Origin of the sequence: Halegenticoccus soli (assembly GCF_002844195.1) — an archaeon.
In the GTDB taxonomy this organism is placed as follows: Archaea; Halobacteriota; Halobacteria; order Halobacteriales; family Haloferacaceae; genus Halegenticoccus; species Halegenticoccus soli.
On the sequence record NZ_PEND01000006.1, the window covers coordinates 278,445 to 294,588 of the forward strand.

The 16,144-nt window shown below is 65.2% G+C and carries 11 protein-coding genes and 1 pseudogene; 4 read left to right on the plus strand and 8 right to left on the minus strand.

All coding sequences use genetic code 11. The annotated features are described in order from the left end of the window. Positions 1-118: 118 nt before the first annotated feature. On the minus strand, positions 119-1,573 hold the full coding sequence (locus CNO20_RS17500; protein WP_101297407.1) for a pectate lyase family protein: 1,455 nt from the start codon (positions 1,571-1,573) through the stop codon (positions 119-121). A gap of 531 nt (positions 1,574-2,104) precedes the next feature. Between CNO20_RS17500 and CNO20_RS17505 the strand changes: the two genes are divergently transcribed. Continuing rightward, on the plus strand, positions 2,105-2,992 hold the full coding sequence (locus tag CNO20_RS17505; RefSeq protein ID WP_101297409.1) for an alpha/beta hydrolase: 888 nt from the start codon (positions 2,105-2,107) through the stop codon (positions 2,990-2,992). A 249-nt stretch (positions 2,993-3,241) separates the two neighbouring features. On the opposite strand, the gene CNO20_RS17510 is transcribed toward CNO20_RS17505, so the two are convergent. From CNO20_RS17510 to CNO20_RS24540, 3 genes are all read right to left on the minus strand, one after another. Continuing rightward, complete coding sequence (locus tag CNO20_RS17510) at positions 3,242-5,695, minus strand: MEDS domain-containing protein (RefSeq protein WP_101297411.1); 2,454 nt, start codon at positions 5,693-5,695, stop codon at positions 3,242-3,244. 95 nt (positions 5,696-5,790) lie between these two features. Beyond that, positions 5,791-6,090 (minus strand): DUF7344 domain-containing protein, encoded by a 300-nt coding sequence (locus tag CNO20_RS22740; protein ID WP_143423283.1) that lies wholly within the window; start codon positions 6,088-6,090, stop codon positions 5,791-5,793. An 83-nt stretch (positions 6,091-6,173) separates the two neighbouring features. After that, positions 6,174-6,392 carry a DUF7835 family putative zinc beta-ribbon protein gene (locus CNO20_RS24540; RefSeq protein ID WP_449405048.1) on the minus strand — a complete coding sequence of 73 codons (219 nt, stop codon included), beginning with the start codon at positions 6,390-6,392 and terminating at the stop codon, positions 6,174-6,176. 462 nt (positions 6,393-6,854) lie between these two features. Here CNO20_RS24540 and CNO20_RS17515 point away from each other — a divergent pair, with 462 nt between their 5' ends. Then, positions 6,855-10,406 carry a glycoside hydrolase family 97 N-terminal domain-containing protein gene (locus CNO20_RS17515; RefSeq protein WP_143423286.1) on the plus strand — a complete coding sequence of 1,184 codons (3,552 nt, stop codon included), beginning with the start codon at positions 6,855-6,857 and terminating at the stop codon, positions 10,404-10,406. An 87-nt stretch (positions 10,407-10,493) separates the two neighbouring features. On the opposite strand, the gene CNO20_RS17520 is transcribed toward CNO20_RS17515, so the two are convergent. After that, positions 10,494-11,009, minus strand: coding sequence for a DUF8215 family protein (locus CNO20_RS17520; protein ID WP_101297413.1), 516 nt, complete (start codon positions 11,007-11,009; stop codon positions 10,494-10,496). Positions 11,010-11,452: 443 nt separating this feature from the next. Between CNO20_RS17520 and CNO20_RS17525 the strand changes: the two are divergent. Next, positions 11,453-12,747 (plus strand): annotated as a pseudogene (locus CNO20_RS17525) (RNA-guided endonuclease InsQ/TnpB family protein); the annotation flags it as partial. 115 nt (positions 12,748-12,862) lie between these two features. Next, entirely contained in the window at positions 12,863-13,333 is a 471-nt protein-coding gene (locus CNO20_RS17530) for a GNAT family N-acetyltransferase (RefSeq protein WP_101297415.1), read from the plus strand. Between the two features lie 80 nt (positions 13,334-13,413). Here the strand turns inward: CNO20_RS17530 and CNO20_RS17535 are convergent, their stop codons facing one another. From CNO20_RS17535 to dhaK, 3 genes are all read right to left on the minus strand, one after another. Further along, positions 13,414-14,061 carry a PhoD-like phosphatase N-terminal domain-containing protein gene (locus CNO20_RS17535; RefSeq protein ID WP_101297417.1) on the minus strand — a complete coding sequence of 216 codons (648 nt, stop codon included), beginning with the start codon at positions 14,059-14,061 and terminating at the stop codon, positions 13,414-13,416. A 485-nt stretch (positions 14,062-14,546) separates the two neighbouring features. Further along, positions 14,547-14,720, minus strand: coding sequence for a hypothetical protein (locus CNO20_RS23100; RefSeq protein WP_158237443.1), 174 nt, complete (start codon positions 14,718-14,720; stop codon positions 14,547-14,549). A gap of 304 nt (positions 14,721-15,024) precedes the next feature. Beyond that, complete coding sequence (dhaK, locus tag CNO20_RS17540; protein ID WP_101297418.1) at positions 15,025-16,026, minus strand: dihydroxyacetone kinase subunit DhaK; 1,002 nt, start codon at positions 16,024-16,026, stop codon at positions 15,025-15,027. Positions 16,027-16,144 lie beyond the last annotated feature (118 nt).

Below are 16,144 nucleotides of genomic sequence, written 5' to 3' on the forward strand. Positions count from 1 at the left end.
GGTGAATCGCCACGGCGGATCTCGGCGGCGGGCGGGAGCGACGAATCGCGGCGGCGCGTCGGAGCGACCGCCGATCAGCGGATCCCCGCGGCCGGACTGGTCGGCTCTTTCGCCCGGTCTATTCCCACGGTGTCTCCGCGCGGGCCGGCGTGCAACACCCCGTCGAATCGACGTCGTCCGTCGAGTAGTCGCTCTCCGAGTCGGCCAGGACGAAGTCCTCGCCGGTCACGTTCAGGGTGCTGTCTTCGAGTTCGACGGTCGAGTCGAGGAGGAAGAACCCGTCGCGGTTCTCGCCGGTCTGGCTGATGCAGCAGTCCTCGAACGTCGCCTCGCGGTGCTGGAGGCGGACCACCTCCCGCTCGCCCCCCTCGCCCGTGACGCTCACGTTCTCGTACTCCAGCGGCTCGCCCTCGCCCTTGGTCCTGACCGCGTTGACGCCGTCGGCGTTGATCTCGATCCGGCTGTCGTACACGTCGCACCTGCTCGGCGCGCCGTATCCCGACTTGTAGTGGATTCCGCTTCCCGCCGGGTGGTCGATGACGACGTCGCAGTCCTCGACGAACCCGTCCATGTTGTAGTAACACCAGATCGCGCGGGCGTTTCCGGGGCTGTCCTCGTAGAGCCGGGTCGGCCCCTCCTCGTCGACGACGACGGTGCAGTTCTTCGCGTAGCTGTCGGGGGTCCCGAGGCGGATGCTGGAGACGTTGTTGTTCCTGAAGTACGAGTTTTCGACCTCGACGGCGCCCATCTCGCCGCGGTCTATCTGGCCCGCGCCGGATGCGTACAGCGCGTTCGCGCTCATTCCCTCCATCGAACACCGGTCGAACCGGAGCGTCCCCGCGTGGGCGTTGTAGACGAAACAGCCGTTGCCGGGGACGAACTCCGCCGCCCCGTCGGGGCAGTGGACGTTCTCCACCAGCCCCTCGCCGTCCTCGTCGGTCACGGCGACCAGGAAGCAGCTCGTCGCGCCGTCCGCGTCGCGGACGCCCTCGAACAGGACGTCCCGCATGAGGAAGTCGTCGTCGCTCTGGAAGGCGACGGCGGCGGTCGTGTTCGGGGCGGCGTAGTCGACCGTGAAGTTCTCGAACCTGACGCCGGTGCCCCTGATCGAGATCACGTAATCCGCGTACCCGTCCGGCACGGTGATCGTCGCGTCCCCCTCGCCGACGACCGCCGTGTTATCGGCCTCGAAAAAGCGCGTGAGCCGATCGAACAGGTACGTCCCGTCCGGAAACACGACCGTCGTGTTCGGGCCGAGCGCCTCCTCGAACGCGTCGTTCACCGGCTCGCTCCCCGTCGGGTCCGCCCCGTAGTCCTCGACGACGTTTACGACCCTCGCGCTTTCGTCGTTCACGTCCGGACCGTCGTCGCCGCGCACCGTATTCGATCCGGCCGCGGCGACCGCGCCGAGCGACGTCGCGGAGAGCGCGCCGAGGAACGCCCGGCGACCGACCGGCGGAGTCGTCCGCGGCTCTTGCCCCCCTCGTTTCGTCCGCTCCTCGGCTGTTTCGATCGAGTCGCCCCGTTCCCCACCGCGTTCCCGAGCGCCGTTTCGTTCTGGTTCGCCTGGCATATCGTCCGGACGTACTATCCGGTTAGACGACTAAAATTTAGCTTAAGATAGTATATATTTGATACTGGAGAAATATTTGAAAATAGGTGAATGGGGCGTCGCACTCCCGCCGCCTCTTTCGAGACGCGCGCCGATCCGAGAACGGTATCACGACCGGCTTCTCTCGATGACGAACCCGCCGCTTTCCCCGCCCCGCGGATCGAGGTCTACGGAGCCGCCAATGCCGCAGCGTCTCTCGAACGCGTGAGCGTACGAGGGTACCAGTACTATGTACGAACCTGACCGCAACCGCGTCCTATTTTCCAGTATTTACTAAGAATATAAAGATTCAATATAAAATAATAAAAGTTAGAACCTGAGGTGGTAGAATCCGGCGTCCGCTACCGCGTCAGTCGCGCGCCGGACGTACGCCTCGGAAATCGCGACGGAGACAGGGCGCATCGGGCGGCGAAAGGCACAGGCACCTATCGCCGGCCCGGGAACGCCTGTCGACCGTCGGAGTTCGCAGACAACCAACGGAGGACGACGACAATGGACTACAGACGGCTCACAAACCGCATCGGACGGACGGCCGACAGCGCGACAAACGACGTATCGGAGCGCTCGCCTTCGGAATCGGTGAGTCGGCGGAGCGTCTTGAGATCGGCGGCGGTCGGCGTCACCGGGTTGGCGGCGACGAGCGGGACGGCGACGGCCGGCGATTACGGCTGCGATTACCACTTCCCCGACTGTCCGTCCTGGTTCGGGGAGGTCGAACCGGAGAGCTGGGACTTCCACAATTGGCCGTGGGGAGCGGACAACCTGACCATCTTCGTTCACGGGTTCACGAACCAGAACGGGGGTCGAGACTACGCCTACGAGGTCTACCGGAACCTGTCGGACCAGGGATACGGCGGGTACGTCGTGGCCTGCGATTGGAACGCGGGGGACTCCTGGGACGACTGGTACTGGGCCAAGGACCAGGCCATCGAGGTCGGCCAGGAGTTAGCCCGGATCTTCGATTATTACGGCTGGACGGAAGACCACGGCGTCACGGTGAACCTCGTCGCGCACTCGCTCGGCGGGAAACTGGCGCTGGAGTGCGTCCGGGAACTCCAGGGCACCTACGGCCACTCGATCAACTCGGTCAACCTGTTCGGTGCCGCAGTGTGGGACGAGCAACCCGGCGAACGGTTCTACGACGGCATTCTGTACGGGACGAACGAGACGCACAACTACTACAGCGAGAACGACGACGTCCTCGGTGACCTGTACCAGTCGGCCGAGTTCGGGAGACACGCCTGCGGATACACCGGCGGAGCGGGCGGGGAACCCTGGAACTGGTACGATCACGACGTGTCGTGGCGAATCGAACAGCACTGCGAATACATGGACTACGACGACGGCTGCGTCTGGTACGTCGACGACGACCTCTACTGACCCCCGAACTCCGTTTTCGCGCCGACGAGCGGGTTCGTCGCTTCCGCCGGCACGTGGAGAACCTCGGGTTCTCCCAGCGTGACTGTCCCGCTCGACGTGCATTCTCGGCTTTCGTACCGGATTCGATTACCGTCCCCGACGAGATAACGCCTCTCGAGGGCGGCGGGATGGACGGCAAGAAAGCGCGATGGACAGCAACGCTCCCGCGGAGGTCGATGGCCTCCTCAGAGGCCGGACGCCGCTGTCTCGTCAGGCGTTTTCGAACACCAGCTCGCAGAGCCGGCGCTCGGCCTCCCGGAGGTGGTGGGAGAACGTCGATTGCGTGATACCCAGCGCCTCGGAGAGTTCTTTGCCCGTCCGCACCCGCGGTGACTCGAAGAAGCCGCTCCGGTAGGCCGTTTCGAGGACTTCGCGCTGCCGGTCCGTGAGCTCCTCCGTGAGGACGTCCCGCAGGTTCTGCGGCGTCTTGATGGATCGGTCGCGGGTGCGGCGAGCCACGAGTTCGGTTTTCGGATAGGCGGTTCGCACGGTCTCGACGAACTTGCGAACGTCCGCGGCGGAGGGGAGGTCGACGACGACGCTGGTTCCGTCGTCCGCGGCGGTGAGCGAGCGGATGACGGCTCTTTCGTCGATTACGCGCGACGCGAGCGTCGGCCCCGTCACCGTTCCTTCGAAGACGCACTCCCCTCGGTCGTCTTCGACGAGTTGCAGCCCTACGACGTCAGTCACCCGTTCGGCGCCGGCGAGCACGTCCTCCGGGGAGGCTCCGCGAGCGGTGAAGAAGAGACGGGCCCGACCCTCCGTCCGCGGAACGAGTCCGTCGAAGTCGATCTCGCACCCGGTTTCCCGAGCGAGTCGCGCGAGGACGTCGTCCGACTCCGATATCCTCAGCGTCACCTCGGCGACGCTGTCCGTCCGGAGTGTCCGCCTGGTTTCGGCGGCGTCGATCGCGTGGGCGATCGTCCCGCCTAGCTCTCCCAGCACCGCCCGCTCCAGTTCATCGAACGCGTTTGGCGACCCCGCGTACAGGGTCAACGCCCCGTAGACCGATTCCTCGTAGACGAGCGGGACGCTGATGCAGGCTCGAAATCCTCGCGACAGCGTCGCTTCGCGCCACGGCTTGAACCCCGGATCCGTCAGTACGTCCTGGATCACCTGTACCTCCCCCGTTTGAAGCGCCGCGGTCACCGGCCCCGGTCCGGTCGGGGTGTCGTCGTCGGTGATCGTGACGGCGTCGAGATAGCCGCTCCGGTCCCCCGCCCGTGCGCGCGGTACGATCGCGTCCGTAGCCGGGTCGAAATCGCCGATCCAGACGAACTGATAGGGGTCGAACGCGGCGAGCCGCTCGCAGACGATCTGCTCGATCTCCGCGCGCGTGTCGGCGCCCACCAGCGCTTCGTCGATGCCCCGGACGACGCGATTAATTCGGTTGAGCCGTTCCAGCTGGTCGTTCTGTTCCCGGAGCGTGCGTTCGCGGTCGGCGCGATCCAGCGCCGCCTCGATGTTCGCCCCGATCGCGGTCGCCAGGTCGACCCTCGGATCGTCGAACGCGTGCGGGTGCGTCGATCCGGTACAGAACACGCCGTGCCTCCCGAGCGGGACGATCACGCCGCTTCGGAGCGGGGTCTCGGATCCGTCGAACCCGGCTGAGGATGCGAGGTCGTTCAGGACCTCCGTCTCCTCCGTGACGAACGTGTCCCACGCGAGATCAGCGTGCAGCTCGGTGAAGCTAGTGACGTTCGCCTCCGGATCGGCGGCGCTCCTGCCGTGACATTCGAGTTCGCCGGTGTCCCCGTTGTAGGACCAGAACGACGCGAACGTGACGTCGAGTACGTTCCGAACGATATCAGCAGCGCGCTCGGCGATGTCGTCGCCGTCGAGATACATCAGCTCCTGCGTCGCCCGGTTAAGCGCGCGCAGACCCCGCTCGCGCCGTTGGAGCGTCTCGTAGGCCCGGACGCGTTCGAGTAACGACTGGGCGGCTCGGCCCCCGTCGACGTCTGCGACGGAGTGTTCTCCGGTCTCGACGCCCTCGTCCGGGAGATAATAGAAGTTCCGCGCGGTCGCCCCGCCGTAGACGAGGTTCGGGTGGGAGCGGATGATCTGGTTGAGTATCTCCGGTTCGAAGCGCGTGACGTTGTACTGGCAGACTCCGACGACGGGCCGGTTCTCGTACACGGCATTCAGCGTCCGCTCGTACTCGATCATCCGGTCGAGACTGTGCTCACCGTCGAGCGCCCACGTCATCTCGCCCACCATCCGAATCGTGTCGTATTCGTCGCTCTCGGTCACTTCCCGGACCAGTTCCTCGGTTGCGGCGACGGTGTCGTCCGGGTCGAACGCTCCGCCCCGCAGGAAGAGTTCGTCCTTGGTGTGAAACGAGAGAGCGCCGGCCTCGACCGCGGCGTCGACGTCGATTCCCGCCTCGCGCATCGCCGCCACGACCTCCGCTTTCGTGTTGTCGTCGTGGAGGTAGTAACAGCGCTCACCGCGATCGAGACCGTCGCGAACCAGCGGGGCGACGGCCGCGAACTGCTCGTCGCGGTCCGCGTACAGGAGCGCGACGTGATCGTGAAGTGAACCGTCGAGGTCGCGATCGTGCCCCTCGCAACCCGGCCCAGCGGCGATCCGATCGAGGCTGATCGAGCGATCCGAAGTAGAGGGTGTGGTATCCGGTCTCCGGTGACGTTCGTCCTGATCCACAGTATCGCAGAGACGGCTTGCGGGCTGAATAATGTGGCGTTGGATACCCGGACGGACCCCACGGCGGCAGACGTTCGCAGGCGCTGATCGGACGACTACTCGACGATTTCGTCCTCGTATTCGTCGAGTTCCCGGACGAGCGACTCGACCCGAGCGAAGTTGGACCCTCTGGTGATCATCCCGGTCTCCCGGTCGTAACGAATGTAGTCGTTTTTCTCCAAGAGCGGGAGGTCAGTGTGATGGAGCCGTATCCGCACGCGGGTAGCGTCTTCGTCGGGGAGGTCAGCCCGGCGGACCAGCTCTGCGAGATGCCGCGGAGATGCCTCGCTCACCTGGCGCAGGACCGCTCGCCGCGTCGGCTTTGCGAGCGCCCGTAAGTGCTCACTGAGCGTCATTCGGTTCCGTCCTCGTCCCGGAGAGTGATGGGGGCTGAGCGACCTCGCGCTCGGAAATTTCGACGTTGGCCATCCGCGCACGCTCACCGGTCGTGAAGGATCTCCGTCTCGCACGCTGAGCAGACGGTTCGACGAACGGGCCGTTTCGCGAACTTGGCGTTCCCCGGAGCGACTTCGTTTCCATCGGCTGTCGACGTTAGCCGGATCGATAAGTGGTGTACCGTATCCTTCCCACAGCGCTCGCAGTAGGCCACTGTTTTGTTCGGATCGAAGAGATACTGGGGTGCGTCGGAAGTGACCATCTCTGCGGTTCTTCTCGGGATCGAACCGGGATGAGCGTTTACTCTAGACTGTGCGGTCGTCGCTGTCGTCGACCCCCAATAACTAGACACCCCCCGGGGCGAGGTGGCGTCTCAAGCGAGGGGAGCTAGATGAACACCGTTTCGCGGTACTCGTTGAACCGCTCGGGTGACGGTGGACGGGAGTAGATCGAGAGACGCCCGAGCAGATAGTGACGCAGCGCTCGGAGCGTACCGAGTCCCGTGCGGTCTCGGCGAGTGAGCGTTCGTTTTTCCGTCTCTGTCGTCCCAGCTCCCACCGAGAGGCGGGAAACGTCCTTCGTATTAGAGGAAAAATATAAATTACATACGATAACGAATTTACGTCGCTGTCCGAAAACCGTGCCCGTGACACACAAGCGGAATCCTGATGAGGATCGTAGTAAAGAATCGGATTCGGCCGCGCGACTCGACCGACGGAACTTCCTGAGCGGACTCTCGGGATTGTTCGCCGCCGCCGCGTACACCGCGGAGGTTCCCGAAGCCGTCTCCGCGACCATATCGAACGAGGACGACGCGGACGAACAGACCATCACCTCTCCCGACGGCAGCGTCCGGGTAACTCTCGACGTTTCGAGCGGGGTCCCCGCCTACGCGGTCTCGTTCGACGGAACGACGTACCTCGAATCCTCGACGCTCGGCTTCGATTTCCGAAACCAGCCGCCGTTCGGCGCCGCAGCGGACGGGACCGCCGGCGCGAGCGTCACGGTGACGGGGAGCGAAACCGGAACGGCCACCGAGACGTGGGACCCGCTGTGGGGCCAGTACGCCACCGTCTCGGCGGAGTACACGTACCTCCGCGTCGGGCTGGCCGAGACGAGCGGGCCGAACCGGGCGGCGAATCTGGAGTTCCGCGCGTTCGACGACGGCGTCGGGTTCCGGTTCGCCCTCGGCGAGGATTTCGTCGGAAACAGCGGAAACGCGGTCGTCACGTCGGAGAACACCCGGTTCGACTTCGCCGGGGATTACACGGCCTGGTGGATCAAAAACGAGTTCGTCAATCCCCGGTTCGAACAGGAGTACCGGGAGACGAGGCTCAGCGAGGTCGAGTCCGGCACCCGAACCACCCGTCCGAACGGCAACGCCGTTCGAAACGGCGCGCACACGCCGTTCACCGTCAAAGCCGGCGAGGACGCGTACCTGAGCATCCACGAGGCGGACCTGACGGACTACGCCACGATGTCGCTCGCCCCCCGGTCCGAGGGCGGCGGAACGGACTTCGCGGCGGAGCTCGCGCCGCTCCCCGACGGGACGAAGGTGTCGGCCGAACCGCCGATGGCGACCCCGTGGCGCACGATCCAGCTCGCGCGCAGACCCGGCGACCTCGTCGAATCGTCGCTGATTCCGCTTCTCAACGACGAGCTGGACGAATCGGTGCTGCCGACCGTCGACGGCGACCCCGACGCGAGCTGGATCGTCCCCCGGAAGTACGTCGGCATCTGGTGGACGATGATCGCGGGCAACGCCAACTGGGAGTACAAATCCGACGCCGAAGTCGAGGCCGACGGCGACGATCCCGCGGCGTACATCCACGGGGCCCGAACCGAGCGGATGAAGCGGTACATGCGATTCGCCAGCGAGAACGGCATCGAGAGCGTGCTCGTCGAGGGGTGGAACCGGGGCTGGGACAGCTTCCCCGGCTCCGGGGTGACGATGGACTTCGACCGTTCGTACCCCGACTTCGACCTGACCGGGGTCACGGACTACGGGCAGTCGCTCTCCCCGAGCGTCGAGATGACCGCCCACAACGAGACTGCCGGGAACGTCGTCACCTACGAGGAGCAGATCCTGAACGACGACATCTTCCGGTACTACGAGGACAACCGCATCCGCAGCATCAAGAACGGCTACGTCAACGACGACGGGCTGGGTCACAGGGGAGACGGCGGAACGGCGACCACCAGCCAACACAGCCAGATCGCGGTCAACCACCACGAACTGGTCGCCCGGGAGGCGGCGAAGAACCGACAGCTACTGGAGCGCCACGAGGCCGACAAGCCCACCGGGAAGCGCCGCACGTATCCGAACCTGGCGGCCACGGAGACGGTCAAAGCGCAGGAGTACGACGGCTTCGGCGCGCTCGGCTCCGACGTCGGCCCGGACCACCACGTCACCCTGCCGTTCACCCGGATGCTGGCCGGCCCGGCGAGCTACCAGCCGGGCATCTTCGACATCACCTTCAACGACGACACCGGCGGACAGATCCAGACGACCCGGGCCAAACAGCTCGCGATGTACCCGAACTACAACGCCGGGCTGCAGATGGTCGCCGACCGCATCGAGGCCTACGTCAGCCCGGAGCTGGAGGTCGGTGAACTCCTGCAAGCCGCAGCCGGAGACCTCGGCGGGTTCGTCACCGCGGACGAGTGGCGCGACGCGTTCGGGACGAACTACGTCGCGGTCGACCCGAACCGGGTGCCCTCCGGGTCGTCGGTCTCGTGGACGGTCACGGGCGTCCCGTCGGACGGGACGTACGACCTGCACCTGCGCTACGCCAGCGCGCCCGAGGAGAACGCGTCCCGGGTGGTCGAAGCGGGCGAGCCGCGGGCGACGCTCCGGGTGAACGACTCGACCGAGACGATCACGCCGCCGTTCACGGAGTACTGGGACGACTGGCAGGTGTTCACGACGCGGGTCGAACTCGACGAAGGCGAAAACAGCGTCGCCGTCGAACTGCACTACGACGACTCCGGGGAGACGTTCACCGGCGACGTCGGCGGGTTCAACCTCAACACGGTCGCCGTCACCGAGACCGGAGCGGAGTCGCCGGTTCCGGCCGAGTACGAGGGCTACACCCCGGAGAACGAGAACTTCGAGACGGAGACCGAGTTCGCGTTCCTGGAGAAGGTTCCCGCGGGCGGCTGGGACGACACGGCCGTCCTCAACGCCGAAATCGGCGAGTACGTCGTCACCGCTCGACGGAAGGGCGACGAGTGGTACGTCGGCGCGATGACGAACGGGGACGGCCGCGCCGTCGACGTGCCGCTGGACGTTCTCAACCCCGGGAAGAACAGCGAGGGCGCGCGGGGTCCGAAGCACGTCGCCGAGATCTACGCGGACGGGAGCGACGCCAGCTACGACGAGAACCCCACGGACGTGTGGACGACCGACCTGATCGTCGACCCGGACACGACCGTCCTCGCCTCGATGGCCGCCGGCGGCGGTCAAGCGATTCGACTGCGGCCCGTAAACGGCACGGACGTGAAGGAACTCCCCGCATACGAGCCGCCGGCGCAGGAGTACGTCTCCTTCGAGGCCCCGGAGACCGCGGTCTCCGGGCAGTCGATCACCGTCACGATCACGGGGACGAACGCCGGGTCGGTCATCGGCGGAGAGACCCTGAGCGTCTTCGTCGACGGCGAGGAAGTCGGGACCGCGTTCGTCCGGCTGGCCCCCGGCGAGAGCGAGAGCGCCGTCCGGGTCGAGCTGCCCTCTCTCTCGTCCGGCGATCACGAGATACGGATCGGACGGTCGCCGGACGAGGCCCTCCCCGCGCAGACGATTCGAGTGCTCCCGGCGATGCCGCTCTCTTCGACCTGGCTGTTCCAGCGGGGCGACGACGCGGCCCGGGCGGATCCCGACTACGACGACAGCGACTGGGAGCGCGTCGAACTTCCCGCGAACTGGGAAGACCACTCGGGATACGCGGAGGATCAGGTCTTCGGCTGGTACCGGAAGACGATCACCGTCCCGGAATCCTGGGAGGACTACGGAGCGGACCTGCTACTCCCGGTGGGGAAGATCGACGACGTCGACCGGACGTTCGTCAACGGCGAGGCGGTCGGCCAGACCGGGAGCTTCCCGGAGGAGGGCTTCAGCACCGCCTGGGAGGAACCGAGAGAGTACACGGTGCCGACGGAGATCGTCGATTACGGGGGCGAAAACGTCATCGCGATCAGGGTCTACGACGAGTTCGGAGGCGGCGGCCTCTACGCGGGACCGCTCGGTCCCGTCCGGCCGGATTACGATCGTTCCTGAGCCGGATCGCTCGGTGCGGTTTCGGCCCAGTCGATGGAGCGCCTGAAGCGCCTCGCCGAAAGCGACCCGGCGGTCTCCGCCGGCGGATCACCCGTACCGTCGAACCGCCCGGAAATACGCGTCGGCGACGGCCGGGAACGCTCCGATCGCGACGCTACTACCGACCACAGCGAAGACGATCGAACCGAGCGGCGACTGCTCCAACGCCAGGGCCGCGCCCCCGTACGCGACTCCCCCCAACAGGAGATTGTAGTAGGCGAAACGGAGTAAAATCAGCGACGGAGTGAGTGATACCCACCCGGGGACGTCGGATCCGAGCGGCGTTACCCAGCCGCCGCGAATCAACGCACCGACCGCCACCATCGTCATCCACGCGACCAGAGCGCTCGTCTTCGCGCCGAAGTAACTCTGCGGCTCGGTGACCATGACGGCGTACAGGACGGGGAGGCTCAGAACGGATATCTCCGCGAAAACGAACACGACGTCGTCGATGAACAGCCCGAATCCGTCTTTTTCGGCCTGGGCCCCTTCTCCGAGCCCCGACCAGGTCCACCGACGGCGACTCTGCGCGGCCTTCGTCTGCCGACTCGGCGGATCGGACATGATGGTACGTATGCGTCACCCCGACGATAATCCCTCCGGAGAATTCGGGGCTTGGCGGTTGTTCCTTCCGACGCGGTCCGCTTGCTTTTAGCTGAATTGAGGCGCTAAGCCCCCCTTCCTCAGCGAGCGCCGACCGAACGGGAGGCGCGAGCAGGGAGGGGATACAGCGTCCCCAGAACGCTTCGCGTTCTGGTGTGCAGACGAGACGCCCCGCGTCTCGTCAACGCCGCACGGTTCTCATACACGATTCGGTGGCAGGCCCACAGGCCCACCGTCGTCTTTCGGTGTGTTTATGGGGGGTTGGAATGCATACTGTATATACGGTGAAGCGGACCACAATCACGCTCCGAGAGGACCAACACGAGTGGGTTCAGGAACACCACCTGAACCTCTCGTCGTTCATCCGTGAGTGTCTTGACGAGTACATCGAGGAGCACGAGTAGATGTACTTCGCCCACAAATACCGTCTCAAGCCATCCGACGCCCACCGCGAGGAGTTGGACCGCCACCGAGACATTTGTCGGCAACTGTACAATCACGCGCTCTACCGCTTCAACCAAATCCCCGAGGACGCAGGCACCCTCAATCAGCGCGTTCGGTCCATCCGCGATGAACTTCCCGCCCTGAAAGAGTGGTGGGATGGCCTCTCGGACGTGTATTCGACGGTGCTTCAAACGACCGTCATGCGAATTGAGCAGAACGTGAAGTCCCTCGGGGAACTCACGGAGAACGGCTACGGCGTCGGGCAACTCAAGTGGAAGCCCCCACGGGAGTTCCGCAGTTTCACGTACAACCAGTCTGGCTTCAAGCTCGACAAGAAGAGCGGTCAGACTGTGCTGTCTCTCTCGAAACTCGCGGACATACCGATACGGCTTCACCGCGCCATCCCCGACGACGCCACACTCAAGCAGGTCACGGTCAAGAAGGAGCCGACAGGCGAGTGGTTCGCCACCTTCGGCGTCCAAATGGAGCGTGAACCGCCAGAACCGCCCGAGGCTCCTGAGCGGTGCGTCGGCATCGACGTTGGCATACTCAAGTACGCCCACGACACAGACGGGTTCGCAGTCGGGTCGCTCGACCTCTCCGACGAACGGGAACGGCTGGAGCGCGAACAGCGGTCCCTCTCGCGGAAGCAACACGGGTCGAACAACTATGAGAAGCAACGCCGACGAGTCGCGGAGTGTCACGCCGTCCTCCGACGGAAGCGCCGCGACTTCTTGCACAAACTCTCGGCGTACTACGCTCGGGAGTACGACCTCGTAGCTGTCGAAGATTTGAACGTGAAGGGGATGCTCGAATCGCCGTCGAACAGCCGCAACACCGCGTCTGCCGCGTGGCGAACGTTCCTCTCGGTGCTCGAATACAAGTGCGAGCGAGCGGGGACGCACTTCGTGGCGGTCGACCCGAGAGGGACGACCAAGGAGTGCGCGGCGTGCGGCGTTTCGACGGAGAAGCCGTTGTGGGTCCGTGAACACTCCTGTCCCGCCTGCGGGTTTGAGGCGGACAGGGACGCGAACGCGGTCGCCAGAACCGCCGGTTCTGGCGGGCAGCCAAAACGCGGAGCGTTTTGGCAACGGCGTGGAACATCCTTTCTCGCGGTCTTTCCGATGTAGGAGTGGTTCACTCCGAAGAAACGCCTGTGGAGACTGCGCTCCCTACGGGAACCGATTCGGTTCCTGCAAAGCGCGTCGTGGAAGCAGGAAGCCCCGCCTCAAGGAGCGCCCGAAGGGCGCGAGTAGGGCGGGGTAGTTCACAAGTTACGGCCTTCTCGTGGAGGCATCGGTCAACAGGCCACCTCTATCCGCACAATGGTCCTCCGAATTTACTTGCGTCTCTTCCGAATGTAGTTCGATATGGCTCTCACCGTCGATCGCTCGCTCACCGCCGAAGCGGCCGAAGAGCTCCGAGCGTTGTACGACTCGCATCCGGGGTGGGCCGGACGAACCATCGAAGAGGTCCGCACACTGATCAGGAACTCCGACGAAGTCGTCGGCCTCTGGGAGACGAACGCGGAATCGGAATCAGAATCGAAGACGCTCGTGGCTTCCGCGCGCGTGTTGACGGACTACGTGATGTACGGGATGATCTACGAGGTGATCGTCGCAGAATCGCGCAGACGAACGGGGCTCGGAAAGCGAGTGATGGAGGCGGTCGTCACCCATCCCGAACTCGAAGGCGTGGCGCTCTCGCTGCAGTGTCGCGAAGGGCTCGTTCCGTTTTACGAAGCGTGCGGGTTCGAACTTCACGATCGGAATATCGAGTTCCCCGAGTTCCCGGACGGCGATCCCGTCACCTACCGCACGATGATGTACGAACGCGAGTGAGAATCCGAGACCCTCCGGGCGCTTCCCGGTGGCGAATGCGCGGAGCGGTGGCCCTCGAACCGGAACCGCGCGTGCGGCACTCATCCGCCGCGGCGCGGGCTACGAGTCTTCGGCCAGCGGATCGTTCGGCAGCCCGTCGTTCGCTTCGAGCTCCTCGAGCGCGACTTCGCCCTCCGGGATGCGGTACCTCCTGAGCACCGCCCGGGGGGGCGTCGGCGTCGTCGACGCTGTCGTCGACCGCGTAGGCGGTCCAGACGCACTCCTCGGGTGTGAACTCCGCGACCGCGTACCCGCTGTACTCGGCAGTAGCGGTGTCGGTCGGGGGGCAGTTCGCCGTCGAGGTCGGCCTTGATGACGTAGTTGTTCTCCGCTCTGATCCGATCCGCGTCGATCCGCCCCTCGTAGATCGGGTCGGCGAACGCCTCGGTCTCGGCGACCTGCACGTACGCGGGGGCCGCTTCGTCGTAGGCTTCGTCGGCGATTTTGGCCCAGAGGATCGCTCCCGACGGGGTCGGCCCGCCGCTGAGCACCGAGAGGGGAAACGTCCCCTCGGGCGACCTCTCGGACGACCACTCCACCTCGCTGCGTTCGAGTCGCCGGGGAGCGAGACCCCGCACGAGGTCGGCGTCGAACAGCTCAAGCGACAGCCCCCCGACACCCACCGCGCCGATCGATTTCAGCACGCTCCGTCTACCAAGCGTCGTGTCCGCTTCGTCCGTGTCCGGCATGATGCGGTCGGATCGATAAAACCGGGCGCATTAGGGTTTATAATAGTTGTAAGGGCGTGAAATTACCGGCGCATCGTGGATCCGATCGCTGGCGTCGTCTCGGGAGCACAACGTAGCGGTACGTCTCAGTAGCCAGCCCCGGCCGACGGAAATCACCGGCCGACGTGCTTCCGGCGGTTCGACGACCACGCAATCACGTCGCGCTCGACGAGTTATGACCACGCAACTGAGTTCACCACAAAACATTTACCTCCCATCGAGCATCTCTCAGTCGGTCCGTGACGAAGGGTGCCTCTGACAGATCGTTTCCCTCCACGGACACACCGCCGGCCGAACGGTCCTTGCTGCGCGGTCCTGCCGTCGCATTGGACACCGACACCGCAGGATCGCGGCTTTTCGATCTCGCCGTGAAAGGGTAGATCGCAGGCGGACGGCTGCGACGCCGTGGTTCGTCCGTGTCCGCCAAAAACGGCGGAACGTCGTCCTCACGGGCCGTTTATCACGCCGCAGGCGTTTTCGGCGCGAGCCGTCCCCTCGAGAAGTTCGACGACGAGATCGTCCCACGTCTGGTTAGAGCGTTTCATCTCCCGAAGCGTCTCGTACGTTTCGGGAGAGACGGCCACGCGTTCGTACCTCCGGTGCGTGAGGGTGTCTGTCATCGTCCTGTGGGCGGTTGCATCCCCCTCTACTGAGCAGTTCTGGAACCGGTGTGAACTGAAAAAAAGTTCATTTCGGCCGCGTTTCGCCCGCGGTCGGAACGTCGGCGCGTGACGGTGCCTCGGCGCGTCACGATCGACCGGTTCACCGGCCGTGACGGTCGCGTCCGGTGACGAACGATGTCTCTCCGGCCGCCCGTTCAGCGCCTCGATCGCGGCGCAGACGTACTATCGCAGTCCCCTCGGCTCGGCGAACGCGGATACGAGTCGAAAAACGAGCGGGACGAACCGAACCGGCGCCGACGGGCTACTCCGTTACCTTCAGCGCCGGGGTGTTCGCGGACGCGGCGAGCAGCTCCTTCAGCTCGTCGTCGACGGCGCAGACCGTGATCGAACAGCCCTGCATGTCGAGCGAGGTCATGTAGTCGCCGACCCAGGCGTCCCACGTTTCGAGGCCGTTTTCGTCCATCAGCTCCTGGAGCCGGCGGTTCACGACGAAGAGCTCCATAAGCGGCGTGCCGCCCATCCCGTTGACGATGGTGAGGACCTCCCGCCCCTCGTCGAGGTTGAGGTCCTCCAGCACCCGTTCGGTCAGGTGGTCGGTGATTTCGTCCGCGCTCATGATCTCAGTGCGCTGGGTTCCCGGCTCGCCGTGGATGCCGATGCCGAGTTCGATCTCGTCCCCGCCGAGGTCGAACGTCGGCTCGCCCTTCTCGGGCGTCACACAGGAGGTGAGCGCCATTCCCATCGTCCCGACGCTGTCGACGACCTTCTCGGCGACCGCCTTCACCTCCTGGAGGTCGCCCCCGGCGGCGGCCTTCGCCCCGGCGGCCTTGTGGACCAGGATCGTCCCGGCGACGCCGCGCCGACCGCTCGTGTACAGCGAGTCCTCGACCGCCACGTCGTCGTTGACGACGACCTGCTCGACCTCGGCACCCTCCATGTCGGCCATCTCGGCCGCGGTGTCGAAGTTCATCACGTCCCCCTCGTAGTTCTTCACGACGCAGAGGACCCCTTCGCCGGCGTCGCACGCCTGGATCATCGCGCTGAGCTGGTCCGCGGTCGGGGAGGTGAACACCTCGCCCGCGGCCGCCCCGTCGAGCATCCCGTCGCCGATGTACCCGGCGTGGGTCGGCTCGTGGCCGCTCCCGCCGCCGGAGACGATGCCGACCTTGCCCTCGACGGGGGCGTCCGAGCGGACGAGTACCTCCGTCCCCTCCAGCCGGCGGAGGCGGTCCGGGTACGCGGCGACCATCCCGTCGAGCATCTCGTCGACCACATCTGACGTCTCGTTGATGAGTTTCTTCATGGCTCGTGTTATCGGTTGGCGCGACGCGTCAAAAGCGTTTGTAGGGAGTCTGACGGGAGCGCCGCTCGCGGCGTCGACGAAATGGGGTCCCGCGCTTCCCGAAAACGGGACAGTACCG